Source organism: Pseudomonas anatoliensis, assembly GCF_017976235.1.
GTDB classification, from domain to species: Bacteria; Pseudomonadota; Gammaproteobacteria; order Pseudomonadales; family Pseudomonadaceae; genus Aquipseudomonas; species Aquipseudomonas anatoliensis.
Genome location: NZ_JACVHC010000005.1, coordinates 24,219 through 38,780, shown reverse-complemented (window position 1 = coordinate 38,780; position 14,562 = coordinate 24,219). Strand labels below are relative to the sequence as shown.

At 61.5% G+C, this 14,562-nt stretch carries 11 protein-coding genes and 1 pseudogene; 5 read left to right on the top strand and 7 right to left on the bottom strand.

Features of this window, described 5'->3' with window-relative positions:
* Positions 1–9: 9 nt before the first annotated feature.
* A pseudogene (locus ICA16_RS17140) lies at positions 10–237 on the top strand (DUF6124 family protein); the annotation flags it as partial.
* A gap of 247 nt (positions 238–484) precedes the next feature.
* Here the strand turns inward: ICA16_RS17140 and ICA16_RS17135 are convergent.
* The 4 genes from ICA16_RS17135 to ICA16_RS17120 form a co-directional block, all read right to left on the bottom strand.
* Positions 485–2,155: a ShlB/FhaC/HecB family hemolysin secretion/activation protein gene (locus ICA16_RS17135; RefSeq protein WP_210701106.1), complete on the bottom strand. Its 1,671-nt coding sequence runs from the start codon at positions 2,153–2,155 to the stop codon at positions 485–487.
* 132 nt (positions 2,156–2,287) lie between these two features.
* On the bottom strand, positions 2,288–4,201 hold the full coding sequence (locus ICA16_RS17130; protein ID WP_210701105.1) for a collagen-like triple helix repeat-containing protein: 1,914 nt from the start codon (positions 4,199–4,201) through the stop codon (positions 2,288–2,290).
* Positions 4,202–4,514: 313 nt separating this feature from the next.
* The gene (locus ICA16_RS17125; RefSeq protein ID WP_210701104.1) at positions 4,515–5,369 is read right to left on the bottom strand and encodes a MaoC family dehydratase; all 855 of its coding nucleotides are present in this window, start codon (positions 5,367–5,369) and stop codon (positions 4,515–4,517) included.
* A 2-nt stretch (positions 5,370–5,371) separates the two neighbouring features.
* Complete coding sequence (locus ICA16_RS17120; protein ID WP_150617922.1) at positions 5,372–6,724, bottom strand: 3-oxoacyl-ACP reductase; 1,353 nt, start codon at positions 6,722–6,724, stop codon at positions 5,372–5,374.
* A gap of 238 nt (positions 6,725–6,962) precedes the next feature.
* Between ICA16_RS17120 and ICA16_RS17115 the strand changes: the two genes are divergently transcribed.
* The 3 genes from ICA16_RS17115 (at position 6,963) to ICA16_RS17105 (ending at position 10,802) form a co-directional block, all read left to right on the top strand.
* Entirely contained in the window at positions 6,963–8,240 is a 1,278-nt protein-coding gene (locus tag ICA16_RS17115) for an acetyl-CoA C-acetyltransferase (RefSeq protein WP_210701103.1), read from the top strand.
* A 263-nt stretch (positions 8,241–8,503) separates the two neighbouring features.
* Positions 8,504–9,400 (top strand): PA4780 family RIO1-like protein kinase, encoded by an 897-nt coding sequence (locus ICA16_RS17110; protein ID WP_042557508.1) that lies wholly within the window; start codon positions 8,504–8,506, stop codon positions 9,398–9,400.
* A gap of 199 nt (positions 9,401–9,599) precedes the next feature.
* Positions 9,600–10,802: an MFS transporter gene (locus ICA16_RS17105; RefSeq protein WP_210701102.1), complete on the top strand. Its 1,203-nt coding sequence runs from the start codon at positions 9,600–9,602 to the stop codon at positions 10,800–10,802.
* Here ICA16_RS17105 and cueR read toward each other — a convergent pair.
* From cueR to ICA16_RS17090, 3 genes are all read right to left on the bottom strand, one after another.
* Positions 10,756–11,169, bottom strand: coding sequence for a Cu(I)-responsive transcriptional regulator (cueR, locus tag ICA16_RS17100; RefSeq protein ID WP_150602525.1), 414 nt, complete (start codon positions 11,167–11,169; stop codon positions 10,756–10,758). The genes ICA16_RS17105 and cueR overlap by 47 nt on opposite strands.
* Entirely contained in the window at positions 11,166–13,559 is a 2,394-nt protein-coding gene (locus tag ICA16_RS17095; RefSeq protein WP_210701101.1) for a heavy metal translocating P-type ATPase, read from the bottom strand. Before ICA16_RS17095 ends, cueR begins: the two co-directional genes overlap by 4 nt.
* A gap of 246 nt (positions 13,560–13,805) precedes the next feature.
* A complete protein-coding gene (locus tag ICA16_RS17090; RefSeq protein WP_150617918.1) occupies positions 13,806–14,189 on the bottom strand; it encodes a hypothetical protein in 384 nt (127 codons plus the stop codon).
* A gap of 148 nt (positions 14,190–14,337) precedes the next feature.
* Here ICA16_RS17090 and ICA16_RS17085 point away from each other — a divergent pair, with 148 nt between their 5' ends.
* The gene (locus ICA16_RS17085) at positions 14,338–14,535 is read left to right on the top strand and encodes a cation transporter (RefSeq protein WP_042557513.1); all 198 of its coding nucleotides are present in this window, start codon (positions 14,338–14,340) and stop codon (positions 14,533–14,535) included.
* Positions 14,536–14,562: the final 27 nt, after the last annotated feature.

The window sequence follows — 14,562 nt, the reverse complement described above, 5'->3', positions numbered from 1 at the left end:
AAGGTTTTCAAACCGAGCCAGCCGAGCACGATGTTCCTCGTCAATCCGAGCGTCGATACCGAAAGCCTGCTCGCCCACGCCTGCGAATCACTGGCCAGCGCCAGCGCGGCGGCCAGCAACTTCGCCAGCGAACTGAGCGGCTTGCAGCGCAGCACGGTGTTGGGCATTCAGCAGATCATCATGCTCGCCGAACTGACGGTGAACCGGGCGCTGGATCGAGTTGATCCGCAAACCTGATCCACAACGAAAACCGCGTCATCGTTCATCGCTGGCAAGCCAGCTCCCACAGGATCTGCATCTATCTTGAAAATGGCATATGACCCTGTGGGAGCGGGCTTGCCCGCGATGAGGTCCGCCCACCTCACGCTGACTACACGCACCTGTGTAGGAGCTGCCGAAGGCTGCGATCTTTTGATCTTGATCTTGATCTTTAAAAACAGGATCAAAAGATCGCAGCCTTCGGCAGCTCCTACAGGGGATTTACTTACAGCTGATAACTGAAGCTGATGCTGTACCGCGGTTTGCGATTGAAGGTGTCCAGTGCCTCATCCGACATCGCCTTCGCTGCCTCCAACGCAATGTTGTAGTACTTGGCATCGCCGAACCTTAATCCGATCGCTGCCGATGACAGGTTGTTGGCCTGCACCGGCAAGTCATTGAACCAGCTGCGCGAGCGGTCGAGCACTACGTACGGTTGCAGGATTCGCACCCAGTTGCCCTCACGGTTGAAGCTGTAGTTGACCTCGTAAGCCACCCCCCAACCCTTGTCGCCGGACGCCTGGTCATCGGGATAACCGCGGCCGAAATTCTGCCCGCCGAACACGGCGCGCTCGCTGTCGGGCAAGGTGTCGTCGCTCCAGTACAACGCTGCCGACAGCACGCCTTGCCAGTTGTCGAAGAACTTGTCGCTCTGCACGCCGGAGAGTCGCGCGCGGAAGAAGTCCAGGTCGATGTCATCGAAGTTGGTATGCGCGCCCAGGCTGTCGAAACCCTGATAGACGCCGGCGCTGAGGATGCGCAACTGGCGGGCATCGGCCTTGCGCCAGTCGCCTTCGAAGGCGAGGGCGCGAATGTCGGTGCGAAACTCCGTGCTGAACGGAAAGTTGATGCCGTCGTAGCGGGTCTTGTCGTCGACCGCGTACAGGCGCGAGCCGGCAGTCAGCAGTTCGTTGGAGGAGGCAATCAGCGGCATGCTGAAACCGATCGAGTAACGGTCGTTTTCGCGGTGGGTATCGAGGCGGCCGCCATTGTTGACCAGCACCTCGGTGCCGGGGTCGGCGCGATAACGCGAGGCCGACAGATTCAGTTGCGTGCCTTCAGCATCGAGGAACTGGCTGTAGTCGAGGCGATAGTAACGTTCGTGGTCATCTCCCGGCGGGAACAGGCCGCTGAGGGTCAGTTGCTCGCCCATGGAGGTTTGCGAATTGCTGCTGACACCGAGCAACGCTTGCGTGCCGTTACGGTTGTTTTCGGTGGCGCTTAGCGTGCTGGTGAACGGTTTGCGGCTGGCCTCGGCGATCAGCGTCGTGGCGCCGTCAGTGGTGCCGGGCGGCGGCACCTGGGCCTGAATCGTGACGCCGGGGATGCGCGTCATCAGCGTGGTGTAGCGCTCGAAGGTCTTGCGGGTCAGCGGCCGTTCGGCCTGTATTTTCGCCACCAGCTTATCGAGCAGGCCTTTGACCCGGCCGACATCACCCTGCATCTGCACATCGCGAACGTAGCCTTCGACCAGCACCACTCGCGCCACGCCGTCGTCGAAATTCTGTTGCGGCAGGAAGGCGTAGGACAACAGATAGCCGTCCTGTTGATAGCGTCGGGTGATGTTGCGCGTCGCCTCGATCAGGTCGGCGAGGCTGGTCTGGTGGCCGATCAGCGGCTTGTAGACTTCGGCCAGTTCGTTGAGCGGATAAATCGTCCCGCCTTCGATCTGCACGGTCCTGAGATTGACCTTGGTTTCCATCAGCAACGGTTGCGCGGTGGCGGCGCCGGGGTCAGGCACTTCCAGCGGCGTGGCGCTCGGGCGATAAGCGTCGGCCGGCAGGTTGGGCACGGGCAGGTTGCGGATGGTTTCGTTGCTGTTGAGAAAGCTGGGCAGGGTGTCGGCGAGGGCGGTGGAACTGAGACTGAGGCACAGCAGGGATGCCATAACGCGCATAGGACACTCCATGGTCAGAACACAGCGAAGGGCTGATTTTCCAAAGAAAAAAGCGGAAGACTCGTGGGAATCTTCCGCCCTCAACCAAGCGTAGGCGCTGTAGGTAAGGCCGTCGAATCGGCCAGGTGCAATTTAGCGATTGTTGCCTCCCAGAGCGCCGGTCAAACCACCGAGCACACCGCCCAGACCCCCAGTTGTGGTGCCGCCGGTGGTGCCTGTACTGGCACCGCCATTGACCAGCCCACCGACGGCGCCGACGGTAGCACCTACGTTGTTGACCAGACCGCCGACGGCTGTAGTGACCGGGTTGTTGGTGGCAGCGATCGTGTTGCCGATGTTGCTGACTGCGCCGCCGACCTGGGTGGTGAGACCGGCCACAGGTGCGGAGATACCGGTGGTGGCGCCGACATTTTGGGTCAGGCTGGTGACAGCGCTGGTAACCGGGTTCAGACCAGCCCCCACAGTGGCGCCGACGGTGGCCAGTGGTGAGGTCGGAGCGGTGATCGGTGTGCCCGATCCGCCAAGTGCAGTGTTGAGCGAAGCGATGGTATTACCCAAGCCACCCGCGGTGACACCACCTGCACTGACCACGCCATTGGTGCTGCCGGCATTCAAGCCTGCGCCGACGTTGACCACTGCGCCGCCAACGGTTTGCAGCAGGCCCGTGCCAGCCAGAGCGCCGCCGACACCACCGACACCACCGACACCTCCGCCACCGACACTGCCGCTACTGATCGCGCCACCGACAGCCACGACAGCGCCGCCGACACCACTGACAGCACCGCCTACGGCACCACCGGCACCACCTAAACCACCGACAGCACCACCGATACCTGCGACAGCGCCGCCGACACCACTGACAGCCCCGCCCACAGCGCCGCCGATACCACCGACACCGCCGACACCGCCGATACCCGAGCCGGTGCCGTTGGACACCAGGCCACCGGCCTTGCCAACGGCTGTGCCGGTATTGCTCAGCGCACCGCCGACGGTGTTGGTCAGAGCATTGCCGTGACCGGCGTCGGTGACCTTGCCACCCAAGCCGTTCACCGCGCCGCCGACTTGCGAAATCACACCTTTGAGCGGAGTGCCCAGGCCGGTGGCGCTACCGATTTTGTCAGTAGTACTTTCAACCATGGCGATCACCGGCACCAGTTTGCCGCCAACGGTGTTGGTCAGTTGGCTGGTTGGGCCGGTACTGAGAGATGTGTTCAGCGTGTCGCCGAGCATGGTGACTTTCTCGCCGACGCCATCGAGCAACGGAGCCACTTTGGTGACCACGCCGCCGACCACCGGGACGCGATTGGTTGCGGTCGACAGTTTGCCGCTGAGATCGGACACGCCGTCGCCGACATCCTGTACCACGCCGCCGACCGACGAGACGGTGGTGGTGAGGCCTTTTGGATCAGTCGCCAGTTTACCGATGCCGTTGGTTACGCCGTCGCCCAGTGTGGAGACAACGTTGCCAGCGGTGTTGGCCGCGCTCTGTACCACGCCACCGACTACAGGCACGCCGCTGAGGGAGTCGCCCACTTGGCCAACACCATCGCCGACGCCGCTGACTGTTTTACCGACATCCTGCACGAGGGTGGTGGTCACCAGCGCTGGGGGGGGATTAGTCGGGTTGGTTGGATCTGTCGGGTTCGTTGGATTGGTTGGATTGGTTGGATCTGTCGGGTTTGTAGGGTTTATCGGATTGGTAGGATTAGTACCGCCGGTGCCACCCGTTCCTCCTGTTCCACCTGTGCCGGCGGTATCACCTGTTCCGCCAGTGCCGCCAGTGCCTCCGGTATTGCCAGTGCCGCCAGTGCCACCCGTACCGGCGGTGTCACCGGTTCCGCCAGTGCCACCCGTTCCGGCGGTATCACCGGTTCCGCCTGTTCCACCAGTTCCGCCCGTCCCATCGGTACCGGCGGTGCTGTCCTGCGAAGAGGCGCCGGGATTGCTCTTGTGACCGCCACCGCCGCTGCTGCAACCGGTGAGGCCGAGGGAAAGCATCAATGCCAGAGCAATTGCCGATTTGCACCACACGTTTTGAGTTTTCATGATCGAGTTACCTGCACCTGTCACAACGTTCGTCGTCTTCGATGGCCCGCCGATCTGTTGTCGGTGATGCCTCGTCCGTTGTGCCAATCTCAGTCCGGGGGCAGGGTTCGCACCATTCTCAAGTTGGTATTAACGCCTTTATATATAAGGTGCTGCGCAGCGCCTAAGGACTAATACCCACGATATAGACGCACAAAAAAAAGCCTTGAATATCAAGGCTGGGTGTTTGCCGGAGAAGGGGGCAGAGCGCGCAAAAACTTAAGTGATATATACACAATTAACAGGCTTGCCCCCGACGCTATCGAAAGGGTTTTCAGGCAATCGGCTGCCAGCCACCCACCATGTGCTCAAGTTCCCCCGCGCCCACCAGGCGCAATTCGCCGCTGGACCCTGCCGCGCTTGCGAGCAATGTCACCTCACTCGGCAATCGCACCGGTTTGCGAAAGTGCACGGTGATTTCGAGATTGGCCTTGGGCAAATGATCCGCCAATGCCGCGATTGTGCGTGCCTTGTTCCACAAACCATGGGCAATGGCCGTGGGGAAACCGAACAGCTTGGCGCTGGCCGCACTCAAGTGAATCGGGTTGTAGTCACCGGAGACCTTGGCGTATCGGCGGCCGATGTCTGCCGGTGCTTTCCAGTGCGTCACTTCAGTCAGCGCTTGCGACGGTTCCCACTGCTGCTCGACGGCCTCACCGTCGAGTTTCACACCGCGACAGAGCATCTGGCTTTCGGCTTCCCACAGCGGCCCGAGCTGATCGTCCAGTGTGGTCACCAGATCGAACGTCGCCCCCTTGGGATGCGGTTGCAGGTTGTGCACGCGCACGCTGACTTGCGCCCGACTGATCCCGCCCATCGGCCGCAGCACGCGAATGCGGTTGCGCAAATGAATCAACCCCAGCAGCGGAAACGGAAAGTCCTTGGCTGTGAGCAATTGCATCTGCAAGGCAAACGCGAGGATGTGGGGATAAGTCGGCGGCAGCAGACCATCGTCGACAAAACCGCAGACCTTGCGATAGTCCGCCAACCGTTTGCCGTCGACATCGACCCAACAGCGCAAACCACTGTCGGGCAATTGTGTGCCGGTGATTTTGCGCCGTGTCGCGGCCCTTGCGTACAGCCCGGGCAGACTTGGTTCGCGGTCCAGCGTGTGCCATTCGATGCTCATGCCTATGCCCCCAGAACGCTTTGCCCACAGACGCGCAGCGCCTGCCCGGTGAACGCGCCGGTGCCCGGTTGCGCCAGCCACGCCACCGCTTCGGCGACGTCCTGCGGCAGGCCGCCCTGGCCCAGCGAACTCATGCGGCGGCCGGCTTCACGCAAACCGAAGGGGATGTGCGCGGTCATCTGGGTTTCGATAAACCCCGGGGCCACGGCGTTGATGCTGATGCCGCGCTCCTGCAACGTCGGTGCCCAGGCCTGCGCGAGGCCGATCAGACCGGCCTTGCTCGCGGCATAGTTGGTTTGCCCGCGATTACCGGCGATGCCGCTGATCGAGGCCAGCAGGACCACCCGCGCATCGTCATGCAAGGTGCCGCTGTCGAGCAGGGCTTTGGTCAGTATTTGCGGGGCGTTGAGGTTGACCGCAAGCACCGCGTCCCAGAATTCCGGGGTCATGTTGGCCAGGGTCTTGTCGCGGGTGATTCCGGCGTTGTGCACCAGAATGTCGAGGCCGTCCGGCAACTGTTCGATCAATTGCGCGGCGGCGTCTTCGGCGCAGATATCGAGAGTAATACTGCGACCGCCCAGGCGTGCGGCGAGGGCTTCCAGATCGGACTTGGCCGGTGGCACGTCGAGCAGGATGACGTCAGCGCCATCGCGCGCGAGGGTCTCGGCAATCGATGCGCCGATACCGCGTGCCGCGCCAGTGACCAATGCCTTGCGTCCGGCGAGTGGCCGCGTCCAGTCGGTCACCGGGGTCGCACACGCGGTCAGGCGAATTACTTGTCCGGAGACAAAAGCGCTTTTGGGCGAAAGGAAAAATCGCAGTGGCCCTTCCAGTTGATCCTCGGCGCCTTCGCCGACATAGATCAGTTGCAGCGTGCCGCCGCTACGCAATTCCTTGGCCAGCGAACGGGAAAAACCTTCCAGCGCACGTTGGGCGCTGGCCGCGAACGGATCGCGCAGGCTTTCCGGCGCACGGCCAAGAATCACCAGATGGGCGCTGTGCTCAAGGTTTTTCATCAGAGGCTGGAAGAACTCGCGCAGCTGTTTGAGCTGGTCGGTGTGCTGCAAGTCACTCGCATCGAACACCACGGCTTTGAGTTTTGGGCCAAGGCCCGGAATCCACTCAGTGGCCGTCGCCGGTTGCTCGCCGTAACGGTAAATCCCTTCGGTCAAACGGTTGGCGAAAGCACTGATGCGCTCGGTCAGCGGGCCACCACCGATCAGCAGCGCACCTTCCACCGGCCGCAGGCGCCCGGCCTGCCAGCGCTCCAGTCGCACCGGCGACGGCAGGCCCAAAGCCCCGACCAGGCGATGGCCGATGGACGAGTTGGCGAAGTCGATATAGCGGTCAGACATGGAACGCTCTCCAAAAGTTGGGGTTCAAAGTGTGGACTACCCACGGCAATCAATCGTTCGATCCACGCAATAAGGCCTACGCTAGAACAGCAGAGTAGACCAATGCCCTTGTGGGAGCTGGCTTGCCAGCGATGGCGGACTGTCTGCCAATGAATTTGTTGGATGTGCCGGCCCCATCGCTGGCAAGCCAGCTCCCACAGGGGGCTATGTGAATCTGGAATCCAAACAGGAGCTTTTCATGAGTCAGCTGCGCCGCGTCGCGATCATCGGCGGTAACCGTATTCCCTTCGCTCGTTCCAATGGCCCTTACGCCGCGGCCAGCAATCAGGCGATGCTCACCGCAGCCCTCGAAGGCCTGATCGAACGCTACAACCTGCACGGCCAGCGCATCGGCGAGGTGGTGGCGGGCGCGGTGCTTAAATTGTCACGGGATATGAACCTGGCCCGCGAATGCGTGCTCGGCTCACGCCTGTCACCGACCACCCCGGCCTATGACATCCAGCAAGCCTGTGGCACCGGGCTGGAAGCGGCGTTGCTGGTGGCCAATAAAATCGCCCTCGGCCAGATCGATTGCGGCATTGCCGGCGGCGTCGACACCACCTCCGACGCGCCGATCGGCGTCAGCGAAGGCCTGCGCAAAATCCTCCTGCAGGCCAACCGCGCGAAGACCACCGGTGAAAAGCTCAAGACTTTTCTGCAACTGCGCCCGCAACACCTGATCCCGGATTTTCCGCGCAACGGCGAAGTACGCACTGGCCTGTCGATGGGCCAACACTGCGAGTTGATGGCGCAGACCTGGAATATTGCTCGCGAAGATCAAGATCAATTGGCCCTCGAAAGTCATCACAAACTGGCCGCGTCTTATGGCGAAGGCTGGCACAACGATCTGATGACGCCGTTCCTCGGCCTGACCCGTGACAACAACCTGCGCCCGGACCTGACCCTGGAAAAACTCGCCGCGCTGAAACCGGCGTTCGAAAAAAGCGCCAAAGGCACGCTGACGGCGGGTAATTCCACACCACTGACGGACGGTGCGTCGGTGGTGCTGCTTGGCAGTGAGGAATGGGCGAAGGAGCGTGGCTTGCCGATTCTGGCCTACCTGCGCGATGGCGAAACGGCGGCGGTGGACTTCGTCAACGGCGTCGAAGGCCTGCTGATGGCGCCGGTGTACGCGGTCCCCCGGTTGCTGGCGCGCAACGGCCTGACCTTGCAGGATTTCGACTATTACGAAATTCATGAGGCGTTCGCCGCGCAGGTTTTGTGTACGCTCAAGGCCTGGGAGGACCCCGAGTACTGCAAAAACCGTCTGGGACTTGAGGCGCCGCTGGGTTCCATCGACCGCAGTCGCCTCAATGTAAAAGGCAGTTCACTGGCGGCGGGGCATCCGTTTGCCGCGACCGGCGGGAGGATTGTCGCCAATCTGGCGAAGTTGCTGGATGCGGCGGGGCAGGGAAGAGGGTTGATTTCGATCTGCGCGGCAGGTGGGCAAGGTGTCACCGCGATTATTGAGCGCTAGAAGAGTCCCTCTCCCTCGGGAGGGGGCTGGGGTGAGGGGCAAGGGCCAGAACACCCGATGTCAGATTCTGTCGCAAATGCCCTCATCACTGTTTACCAACATTTACCACCGGCTCAGCTATGATTCGCTGCGGTCGATTTTTTCGGCACAGTGTGTGCATTCATAAGGTTCACAGGTCGGCAACCCCTCCCCGAAGCGCGAGGATTGCCGTATAACGAGTGACATTCGCGTGTTTGGTAATAAAGGACCCACAATAAAAGCTGATGAAGACTCCAAAACGCATTGAACCCCTGATCGAGGACGGTCTGGTCGACGAAGTGCTGCGCCCACTGATGAGTGGTAAAGAAGCAGCTGTTTATGTGGTGCGCTGCGGCAATCAGTTACGTTGCGCAAAGGTCTACAAGGAGGCGAACAAACGCAGTTTCCGCCAGGCGTCCGAATATCAGGAAGGTCGCAAGGTACGCAACAGCCGACAGGCACGGGCAATGGCCAAGGGCTCGAAGTTCGGCAAGAAAGAAACCGAAGACGCCTGGCAGAACGCTGAGGTCGCCGCGCTGTTCCGGCTGGCCGGCGCGGGCGTTCGGGTTCCGCAACCGTACGACTTCCTTGAAGGCGTGCTGTTGATGGAGCTGGTGGCCGACGAGTACGGCGATGCCGCGCCGCGTCTGAACGACGTGGTGCTGGAGCCGGATCAGGCGCGCGAGTATCACGCGTTCCTGATTTCGCAGATCGTGCTGATGTTGTGTACCGGTCTGGTGCACGGTGACCTCTCGGAGTTCAACGTGCTGCTGACACCAACCGGCCCGGTGATCATCGATCTGCCGCAGGCAGTCGATGCGGCGGGCAACAACCACGCGTTCAGCATGCTGGAGCGTGACGTTGGCAATATGGCTTCGTACTTCGGACGTTTTGCGCCGGAGTTGAAGAAGACCAAGTACGCCAAGGAAATGTGGGCGCTATACGAAGCCGGCACCTTGCACCCGGCCAGCGTGCTGACCGGTGAGTTCGACGATCCGGAAGAGCAGGCGGATGTTGGCGGCATTCTGCGCGAGATCGAAGCGGCGCGACTCGATGAAGAGCGCAAGCAAGCGATTCGTGCGGCGGACGACGAGCCGAAGGGCAAGTCGGACGAGCCACCGCCTCCCCCGTGGATGCAGTGATTGCTTGAACAGAAACCCGGCTTCGGCCGGGTTTTTTGCGCCCGATACATTCCCATAAGCAACCACAAACATATTTGATGCTGCTGACCTTGTAGGAGCTGCCGAAGGCTGCGATCTTTTGATCTTGTTTTTCAAAGGCAAGATCAAAAGATCGTCCGATCGCGGCCCGAGCCTTCGGCAGCTCCTACAAGGATCGTATGTGAACGCCAACACCCGCTTCATCATCACTGCCCGGCTGATCTCCGATTTCGGCGCCTTCCTCAACATGGTCGCGTTGGCCACCTACGTCTATCTGCTCAGCAACAGCGCCATGAGCGTGGGGATTTTCCTTGCCAGCCGCGTGGGGGGCGGGATTTTCGCCAGTCTGATCGGCACGCGTTTTTACCGACGCTGGAGCGGCCGTCTGCCGCTGATCGCGTTTGATCTGTTGCGCGCCGGCGTGCTCGGATTGTTGTTGATCGTGCCGGTCAGTCAGCAAGCGTTGTTGTTGCCGGTGATCGCTTTCGCGCTGGGCTTGGGCAATTCGATGTTTGCCATCGGTCTCAACAGTCAGTTACCACGGCTGATCGAGCCGTCGCAGTTGCTCAAGACCAACGCCTGGATCACCTCGGCTTCTTCCGCAGCCATGGTCGGTGGCAGCCTGGTTTCAGGGTTGCTGGTGGCGGGGTTTGGGTTCGAAACGGTATTTGCCTTGAACGCGCTGACCTATTTGCTCGCGGCGTTGTTGATTGTGCCGCTGCGTTTCGAGCCTGTGACTATCAACCCAGCGCCCGAGCGTGGCGAGTGGTCGGCCCTCAAGCAAGGTTTGCGCAGTGCCCCGGTAGTTGCTGCGATGCTCGCGGTGACGATGGCCGACACCTTGGGCAGCGCCGCGCACAACGTCGGATTCCCGATCATTTCCAAACTGCTGTCACCGGATTCAGCAAGCACAACCCTGGGCCTGATGCTGGCGGTGTGGGCCAGTGGCAAACTGCTCGGCGCGCGGATCGCCAGCCGTTTGAAAGGCTCGGACAACATCCACCTCGAGCGTCGGTTTTTCTTCGGGGTGGCGTTGATGTCCTGCGGTTTTATCCTGATGTTCCAGCAGCACAGCCTGTATGGACTGCTGTTGTTTTCGTTGCCGGCGGGGCTGGGGGACGGCTTTTCCGAGGTCGGTCTGATGTCGCGCCTGCAACGCGAGCCCGAGCATTTGCGCCTGCCGATTTTCAGCTTTTTGACGTTACTGCAGATGACCGGCTTCGGCGTCGGCATGCTGATCGCCGCACCGTTTTACTCATGGTGGACGCCGGGTGCCGTGGTCATGTTGTTCCACGGCATTCCACTCGGCACGTTGCTGACGGTGAAGGGGCTGGCGCTCAGGCGCGGGCGGGTTGCGCGCAGCAGCCCGACGCCAGTTCCTTGAGGATCGGGCAGTCGGGGCGATGGTCGCCCTGACAATGCTCGACCAGGTCCTGCAACGTGTCGCGCAGCTGGCCGAGCTCGCGGATCTTCTGGTTCAGTTCGTCGATGTGCTGCCGCGCCAGCGCCTTCACATCGGCGCTGGCTCGTTGACGGTCCTGCCAGAGGGTCAGTAGCTTGCCGACTTCCTCCAGTGAAAAACCGAGGTCGCGCGAACGCTTGATGAACGCCAGTGTGTGCAAGTCGTCAGCGCCGTAGACCCGGTAGCCGCTGTCGGTGCGGTGGGCAGCTTTGAGCAGGCCGATCGATTCGTAGTAGCGGATCATTTTTGCGCTCAGACCACTTTGCCGGGCCGCTTGGCCGATGTTCATCGATGCTCCTCCAGATCCTTGGGTTTCCAGGTTTTCAACAGTAGCGCATTGCTCACTACGCTGACGCTCGACAGTGCCATCGCCGCGCCGGCCAGCACCGGGTTGAGAAAGCCGAACGCCGCCAGCGGAATACCGATCAGGTTGTAGACGAAGGCCCAGAACAGGTTCTGGCGAATCTTCGCGTATGTCTTGCGGCTGATTTCCAGCGCCGCCGGCACCAGTCGTGGATCACCGCGCATCAGCGTTATGCCCGCCGCGTGCATGGCGACGTCGGTGCCGCCGCCCATGGCAATGCCGATGTCGGCTGCCGCGAGCGCCGGGGCGTCGTTGATGCCATCGCCGACCATGGCCACGACGCCGGTTTTTTTCAGTTCGGTGACGGTGGCGGCTTTGTCGGCTGGCAGGACTTCGGCGTGGACGTTGTTGATGCCCAGAGCCTCAGCCACCACGCGCGCGCTGCCACGGTTATCCCCGGTCAGCAAATGGCTTTGGATATTTCGAGCGGCAAGCTGTTGCACCGCCTCCAGTGCACCGGGTTTGAGGGTGTCACCGAAGGCGAACAAACCGAGAACGCGGGGCTCGGGGCTTTGTTCGATCAGCCACGAAAGCGTACGACCCTCGGCTTCCCAGGCTTTTGCCGAATCCGCCTGATCGCCGGCGCTCAGGCCACTTTCTTCGAGCATTCGCCGATTGCCCAGAGCCAGGCGCCGACCGTCGAGATTGCCAGCGATGCCGCGACCGGTCAGCGACTGGCTGTCGCTGACGTCCGGTACATCCAGCTCACGTTCGGCGGCCGCATCCAGCACCGCTTTGGCCAGCGGGTGTTCGCTGCCGCGTTGCAGGGCGCCGGCGAGTTGCAGCAGATTATTTTCATGACCGTCGATTGCACTGAAATGCGCGATGCGCGGCGTGCCGGAGGTCAGCGTGCCGGTCTTGTCGAACACCACGCTGCTGACTTCATGGGCGCGCTCCAGGGCTTCGGCGTCCTTGATCAGAATGCCGTGGCGCGCGGCCACGCCGGTGCCGGCCATGATCGCGGTGGGTGTGGCGAGGCCAAGGGCGCAGGGGCAGGCGATGACCAGTACCGCGACGGCGTTGATCAACGCGGTTTCCAGCGGCGCGCCGTACAGCCACCAGCCGATCAGTGTCGCCAGCGCCAACACCAGCACGGTCGGGACGAACACCTGGCTGACTTTATCCACCAGTTTCTGGATCGGTGCTTTCGCCGCTTGGGCGTCTTCGACCAGGCGAATGATGCGCGCCAGCACGCTTTCCGCGCCGAGGGCAGTGGTGCGCACCAGCAGCCGGCCTTCACCGTTGATGGCGCCGCCGGTAACGTTGTCGCCGGGCTGTTTCGGCACCGGCAGGCTCTCGCCGCTGATCAACGCTTCGTCAGCGTGGCTTTGGCCTTCCAGCACTTCGCCGTCGACCGGGAAGCGCTCGCCGGGTTTGACCAACACCCGATCATTGAGGCGCAGAGCGCTGATGGCGACATCCTGTTCGCGGCCGTCAATCACTTGAATCGCCCGCTCCGGACGCAAAGCTTCGAGGGCGCGGATGGCGCTGGCGGTCTGGCGTTTGGCGCGGCTTTCCAGGTATTTGCCGAGCAGCACCAGCGCGATGACCACCGCCGACGCTTCGAAATACAGGTGCGGCATGCGCCCGGCGGCGGTGGCCCATTCGTAGAGGCTCAAGCCATAACCGGCGCTGGTGCCGAGGGCGACCAGCAAATCCATGTTGCCGGCTCCGGCGCGAACGGCTTTCCAAGCCGCCACGTAAAACCGCGCGCCGAAGATGAATTGCACTGGGGTGGCGAGGGCAAACTGCGCCCAGGCCGGGAGCATCCAGTGGATGCCGAACGGTTGCAGCAACATCGGCAACACCAGCGGCAAGGCCAGGGCGATGGCACAGATCAGTGCCCAGCGCTCACGTTGCAGACGCTGTTGCTGATTATCGTTTTGAGGGTGTTCGGCTTGCCAGACGCTGGCGGCGTAACCGGCCTTGCTCACCGCCTCTAACAGGATCTGTGGATCGATTTGACTGAGCAATTCGAGGTGGGCGCGTTCGTTGGCCAGATTGACGCTGACGCTTTTCACCCCGGGGACTTTGTTCAGGGCGCGCTCGACACGACCGACGCAGGACGCGCAGGTCATGCCGTCGATGCTCAATTCGAGGGTCTGTTGCGGCACGCTGTAACCGGCGCGTTCAACCGCGTCCATCAACGCCGGCAGACTGTCCCCGGGCGCCTTGACGCGGGCCTGTTCGGTGGCGAGGTTGACGCTGACGGCACTGGCACCGCTGACTTTACTCAAGGCCCGCTCGACACGCCCGGCGCAACTGGCGCAGGTCATGCCGGCAATCGGCAGATCGAAAGTGATGGATTCGGACATCGTTCACGCTCCCTGTAGAAGTTGCCTACAGGATCAACCTTGCCATGCGGGCAAGGTCAAGCGCCAATCTTGAGAATGCCGCAAGACGATAAATGTGGGAGCGAGCTTGCTCGCGAAGACGTCGTGTCAGTCAATATCGTGTTGCAGTCGTTGCTCCTGTGTATTTTCGGAAGGCGGGGGCCGCTGCGCGACCCATCGGGGATAATCCCCTCACCACAAAGGTTGTTCATACATTTTTGGATTTGACTAATAGCCGAGGTCGGCGCGCTTGAGGTACATGCCTTCCCGCGTCATCGCGATCCGGTACTTCTGGATATCACCGGCCTGCAATTTGATTTCCTGCGAGCCCGGTGCGAGCAAACCAGGATTGCAACCTGGCGCTTGCCCCGGCAGCAACTTCAGACGCAACGATACGGTGCCTGGCGGCAGGTTGAACGAGGTGCTTTGTTCCTGGAACAGCCGCGCCGACAGTTGATCCTGGATATACACGCCAATCTCGCACGAGGTCGCTACTTCAAGTCGCTCGCGGGAAATGATCAGCACCCCATAGTCCTCACCTGCGGCGTGCACCGAAGGGATGGCGGCAAAGAGGCCGAGAAAGCCAAACAGGCTGAAAGCTGACCAGCGCATGGCTGAATCTCCTGAATTCATGTCATTGATGGATGCAGCTTGGCCGAGCGCGGCGCCGATTGCCAGCCCGGCAGTTTATTCAAGAACTTGACCTTGCCATCGTGGCAAGCTCGAGACTGCCGGCAACCTCACTCAAAGGAGTCATTCCATGCAAGTGTTCAATGTTCAAGGCATGTCCTGCGGTCACTGCGTCAAAGCCGTCACTCAAGCCGTGCAGGCCAAGGATCCGGCGGCCAGTGTGCGCGTTGATCTGGCAGCAAAAGAGGTCGGCGTCGAAAGTACATTGAGTGCCGAACAGGTCATCGAGATCATCAGCGAAGAAGGGTACGCGGTGAAACTTGCCTGATTGTTCTTGACTGAAAAAAGCAAAAAG